Origin of the sequence: Amycolatopsis sp. NPDC059027 (assembly GCF_042739735.1) — a bacterium.
Classification (GTDB): Bacteria; Actinomycetota; Actinomycetes; order Mycobacteriales; family Pseudonocardiaceae; genus Amycolatopsis.
Genome location: NZ_JBHYIK010000143.1, coordinates 2,817 through 8,106, shown reverse-complemented (window position 1 = coordinate 8,106; position 5,290 = coordinate 2,817). Strand labels below are relative to the sequence as shown.

The window sequence follows — 5,290 nt, the reverse complement described above, 5'->3', positions numbered from 1 at the left end:
GCAGTGCATCGAGCGCACCGAAGGCGTCCTTCAGCACCGGCGCCGGAATCCGCCTCCAGCACGTTCGAGGGCTGCGCACGTCCCGAACGACGCGTTCGAGACGTTCAACGTCCGCAGCGCGTCGTTCGCGACATGCTCCAGACCCGACCGGCCCCGTTCTCCGCGGTAGTCCACAGCCCCAGCCGATTGTGGACAACTCCGAGCCGCTCAGCTCGTTTTCGAGGTTCTGTCGCACCCCGGCGATAGACTGCTGGTGGGGCCGTCCCCCAGGGAGGGTGGGGGGGATACCTATGGGAGGGAAACCCCGGCCCAGGGCGGGGAAGCGCCCCATTCCGGACACCGAGTGCCGCGTGTGCTGGTGAGGTCCGCCGGTTCCGCGGGCCGTGCGGGGAGCGGTCAGCGTTTGCGGTAGGCGAGTCCGGCCGCGACGGCGCCCGCCACCGCACCGGCACCCAGCACCGACGGGACGCCGATCTTCGCGGCCTTGCGGCCGGTGCGGAAGTCGCGGATCTCCCAGCCGCGGGCGCGGGCGACGTCGCGCAGGCCGCCGTCGGGGTTGATCGCGACGGCCGTGCCGACCGTCGAGAGCATCGGGACGTCGTTCTGCGAATCCGAATACGCCGTGCAGCGCTTGAGGTTCAGGCCCTCGCGCGAAGCCAGCGCGCGCACCGCGTGCGCCTTCGCGCGGCCGTGCAGCATGTCGCCGACGAGCCGTCCTGTGTAGACACCGTCGCGGGTTTCGGCGACCGTGCCGAGCGCGCCGGTGAGCCCGAGCCGCCGGGCGATGATGGCGGCGAGCTCGATCGGCGTCGCGGTGACCAGCCACACGCGCTGTCCGGCGTCGAGGTGCATCTGCGCGAGCGCGCGCGTGCCGGACCAGATCTTGTCCGCCATCAGCTCGTCGTAGATCTCCTCGCTGATCGCGGTCAGCTCCTCGACCGTCCGACCGGCCACAAAGGACAGTGCGCGTTCGCGGTGGGTCTTGATGTCTTCCTTGTTCTCCCGCCCGCCGAGGCGGAATTTCACCTGGCCCCACACGAAACCGGCCAGATCCGAGGTCGTGAAGAACTTCCGTGCGGCGAGCCCGCGGGCGAAGTAGAAGATCGACGCGCCCATCATCATCGTGTTGTCCACGTCGAAGAAGGCGGCCGCGGTGAGATCCGGCGGGGCGGGCGGCGCGGGCGGTTCGGCGACTTTCGTGGCAGCCTCGGCCGACGCCTCGCCCGCTAGCGCGGCGCGGCGTTCGAGCTCCTGGGTCTTGTCCTTGCTACGCCAAGCGGACACGCACACCGCCTCCAGGTCCAGCTACCGCCCCGGCGGCCCGGAACGTCCGGGATGCCTGAGCACAGCGTAGCGAGCGCTCACCTTCCCCGTCCGGGGTATGGCCTCCGTCACGGACCGGCAGTCACGCCGACGACAGTGACACCGACGACAGTCACGGGGCGACTGTCACGGGACGATGATGGGCGGCAGGCCGGGCAGCAGCGGCGGCAGCGAAATCCGCGGCGGCGGGGGCGGCGTCGGCGTCGGCAGTCGCGGCTGGGTCGGCGTCGGGATCGGCGGCGCGTACACCGGCGGCGGAGTCGTCCCGTGCGTCGGCGTGGATGACGGCTGGGTCGGCGACGTCGGCTCCGAGCCGGGCGACACCACGAGCTGCGCCGGCGGCGTCGTGGTCGTCCCGGTGGACGGTGGTGTGACCGGTTCCCCTGGCGACGGCACGACACCGCCCCCCGACGGCGGCACGGGGAGCGTCGAGCACTCGCCGCGTGCCGGAAGCGCACCCAGCTCGTCCGTCGAGCCGGTGGTGATCTGATAGCAGCCCAGCCGCGCGACCAGATCCGTCGAACGCTGCTGCACGCGGTCGAGCACGCCCCGCGCCTCGGTGAACGCGATCAGCGCGTCCGCGGGGGCCCTGGTCTCCTGGGTGGCCAGCAGCGACGACTGGTTCCGCGCCCACATCCGCAGATCGGCCAGCGGCTGGCGCCCCGCGTCGCCGATCGCGACCGTGGTCATACCCGAGACCCCGGCCCGCACCTCGGTGACGAAGTCGCCGAGCGTCCGCCGGTACACCTCGGCCTGCGTCGCCGGGGCCAGCTCGCCGACTTCGGTGACCCGGTGCCCGGCGAATTCGAGGTGCTTCTCGGCCTTGGCCCGGTCGCCGAACGCCAGCCCGAGCGACGCCGACTCGCCGACGCGCTTCACGCCGTACAGCGTGTCGCCCGGCAGCGCGTCCTTCGACAGCACCAGCCCGAGACCCGCGAGGGTGAGGAACGCCGCAGCCGCGGCGGCCGCCAGATTGGCCAGGCGGACCCGGCGGCGCCCGGGCGCGTCGGCCGTCGCGGCCAGCCGTCCCGCGATCTCCGCGTGGATCCGCTGCCGCGTCTCGAGGTCCGGCGAACCGGTGTCGCCGAGCGCGCGCAAGGCGCCGACGACTGCCAGCTCGTCGGCGAACTCGCCGCTCCGCCGCTCCGGCGAAGGTTCGAGCGCGCGGGCGAACCGCTCATGCTCGGCTCGCTCCCGCGACTGCCACCCGGGCACGCCCACGGTCTTGCTCCGTCCCGCATCACCGGCCCCTGACTGCCGGTCTGGCAGGAAAAACGATTCAGCGCGCGCGAGAGTTACGGATTCCGGGCAACGAGTGCGAAGTTGCGAAGTTCAGCGCAAACCGGTGGGCAGAAGTTGTGCCAGACGTCGTACCGCGCGGTGCTGGAGCGCCTTGATGGCCCCTTCGTTGCGGTTCATGATCTGCGCCGTCTCGGCCACCGACAGCCCCTGCAGGAACCGCAGGATGATGCACTCCCGCTGGTCGTCGCCCAGTTCCGCGACGCAGCGCAGCAGTTCGGCGCGGGTGGCGTGGGCGATCGCCTGCTGCTCGGGCCCGGCGGGCACCGGGCTGCTCACGCCGGGAGCGTGTGTGGTGCCCGGCTCGCTGACCTCGTCGGTGACGACCTCGAGCCGGAAGCGGCTGGACTTCACGTGGTCGAGCACCAGGTTGCGGGCGATGGTGACGAACCAGGCCCCGACGTCACGGCCCTGGTAGCTGACCGACGTGATGCGGCGCAGCGCGCGCAGGAACGTCTCGCTCGTGACGTCCTCGGCGAGATCGCGGTCGCCCAGGCGGAACAGCACGTATCGGTAGACGACGTCGACGTACCGGTCGTAGAGCCGTCCGAACGCGGAGGTGTCGCCGTTCTGCGCGGCGCGCACCAGGTCCCATGCCTCGGCCTTGGCGGCTTCGGCGCGTTCGGTCTCGTCTGTGCTCACCGTGGTGTCTCCGGCTCGCCGGTTCAAGGGAACGGCTGCGCCGAGGACGCGCTCGGTGAACATCGCGACGGGCCGGTGGCCGGCGGCTGCGGTCGGCACGGTCATCGAGTGGCACCTCCGGCGTCTGCTCTGCCCCCGGTACCCCTGCTGACGACACTGCCCCCGCGCACAGGAGTACACCGTCCCGCGTGCCCCACGACCCCGTGGGCAGGCAAGTTCGTCACGGCGACTCCCTCTGCTCGACCGTCGGGCGTGATCAACACCACCCGGCGACGCAGTGCAGCATACGTGTTGTTACCGCGAAGTAGGTAGGGGTATCGAGGTTGCGGAAATGCGACGAACGCCAGGGATCCCCGTGACGGGGGAGGAGATGACAAACTGGCAACGGCTTCCGACGAGGAAAGTGGGGTACGCGTGACCGTCGAGGACGTTGCGCCGGAGGGAGTAACCGCGCTGCTCGGAAAGGCCGCGGCGAGCTGGCCGGACGGCGTCGCGGTCCGTGACACCGACAGTGACGAGGTGTTCACCTGGGCACAGCTGGACGCAGCCGCGGCCACTCTGGCGGGGAAACTCGCCGAGGCCGGGATCACCCCGGGCGACCGGGTCGCGCTGCGGCTGCCGACGTCCGCGGACTTCGTGATCGGGCTCTACGCGGCGCTGCGCGCGGGCGCGATCGTCGTCCCGATCTCCCCGCAGGCCCCGGCACCGGAGCTGCGCAAACTGCTCGACCACTGCGGCGCGCTCGTCGTGATCCAGCGCGATTCCGGGGACGAGCTGCCCGAGGACGTCGTGGCGCTGCCGCCGCGCGCCGGCGGCGCTCCCGCCGAGCCGGTCGACGTCGTGCGCGGCGGTGAGGACATCGCCGTCATCTCCTACACGTCCGGCACGACGGGCCCGCCGCGCGGCGTGATGCTCTCGCACCGCGCGCTGCTCGCGAACCTGGCGCAGCTGCGTGAGGTCCGGGGCTCGCTCGAACACACCGACCGCGTGCTGATCACGATCCCGTTGTTCCACGTCTACGGGCTCGGGCCGGGCCTGCTGCAGGCGACGGCCGTCGGCGCGACCGCGGTGCTGTCCGAGCGGTTCGAGGCGACCAGGACGCTCGAACTGTGTGCCGAACACCGCGTCACCTCGATCGCCGGGGTGCCGGTGATGTACGCCGAATTCGCCGCGCTCGGTGCCGAGGCGCTGGGCCGCGGCCTGGCCACGGTCCGGCGGATGAACTCGGGCGCCGCGCCGCTGCACCCGAAGGTGCTCACCGCGATCAGACAGGCCACCGGCCTCGACGTCTACGAGGGCTACGGGCTCACCGAATGCGCGCCGGTGGTGACGTCCACGTTGGTCACCGGCTACCCGAAGCCGGGGTCGGTCGGCCGCCCGCTGCCCGGGATCGAGCTGCGGCTGGTGGACAGTGACGGCGACGCCCAGGAACCGCCGCTCGACCCGGACGACCCCGACGACGTCTTCGACAACGCCGGCGGCACCGGGCTGGTCTCGGTCCGTGGCGCGAACCTGTTCTCCGGGTACTGGCCGGACGGGGCCGCCGGCCCGGCCGAGGACGGCTGGTACCGCACCGGCGACGTCGGCTACCTCGACAGCGAGGGCGATCTGCACCTGGTCGACCGGGCCAACGACCTGATCATCGTGAACGGCTTCAACGTCTTCCCGCGCGAGGTCGAGGAGGTCATCGGGCAGCTTCCGGAGGTCGCCGAGGCGGCCGTCGTCGGGGTCGTGGACGAGCGCAGCGGCGAGGCGGTCAAGGCGTTCGTGGTGCCGCTGGACGGCACTTCGCTGTCGGAGCAGCAGGTCGTCGAGCACTGCGCGGAGCGGCTGGCGGGATACAAGGTGCCGCACGCCGTCGAGTTCACCGACGCGCTGCCGCATTCGGCCACCGGCAAGCTCCGGCGTCTCCGGCTCCGCTGACGTGGGGGGGATGGCCACGAACACGCGGAGGGAGGCCCGCATGCGGGGGAATAACCGGCGTTTGGGGGGCTGGCGGGTGTTGGGAACCAGGAGCGAGATGTTC

4 protein-coding genes are annotated in these 5,290 nt (G+C 71.7%); 1 reads left to right on the top strand and 3 read right to left on the bottom strand.

Translation table 11 applies throughout. From position 1 onward, the window contains the following. Window positions 1-396: 396 nt before the first annotated feature. The 3 genes from ACFWY9_RS44380 to ACFWY9_RS44370 all read right to left on the bottom strand — a co-directional run bounded on the left by ACFWY9_RS44380 (window position 397) and on the right by ACFWY9_RS44370 (window position 3,369). Entirely contained in the window at window positions 397-1,299 is a 903-nt protein-coding gene (locus ACFWY9_RS44380; protein ID WP_378341721.1) for an HAD family hydrolase, read from the bottom strand. Window positions 1,300-1,449: 150 nt separating this feature from the next. Continuing rightward, window positions 1,450-2,544: a DUF5667 domain-containing protein gene (locus ACFWY9_RS44375; RefSeq protein ID WP_378341720.1), complete on the bottom strand. Its 1,095-nt coding sequence runs from the start codon at window positions 2,542-2,544 to the stop codon at window positions 1,450-1,452. A 111-nt stretch (window positions 2,545-2,655) separates the two neighbouring features. Next, on the bottom strand, window positions 2,656-3,369 hold the full coding sequence (locus ACFWY9_RS44370; RefSeq protein WP_378323649.1) for a sigma-70 family RNA polymerase sigma factor: 714 nt from the start codon (window positions 3,367-3,369) through the stop codon (window positions 2,656-2,658). Between the two features lie 309 nt (window positions 3,370-3,678). Between ACFWY9_RS44370 and ACFWY9_RS44365 the strand changes: the two genes are divergently transcribed. Next, window positions 3,679-5,187, top strand: coding sequence for an AMP-binding protein (locus ACFWY9_RS44365; protein ID WP_378341719.1), 1,509 nt, complete (start codon window positions 3,679-3,681; stop codon window positions 5,185-5,187). Window positions 5,188-5,290 lie beyond the last annotated feature (103 nt).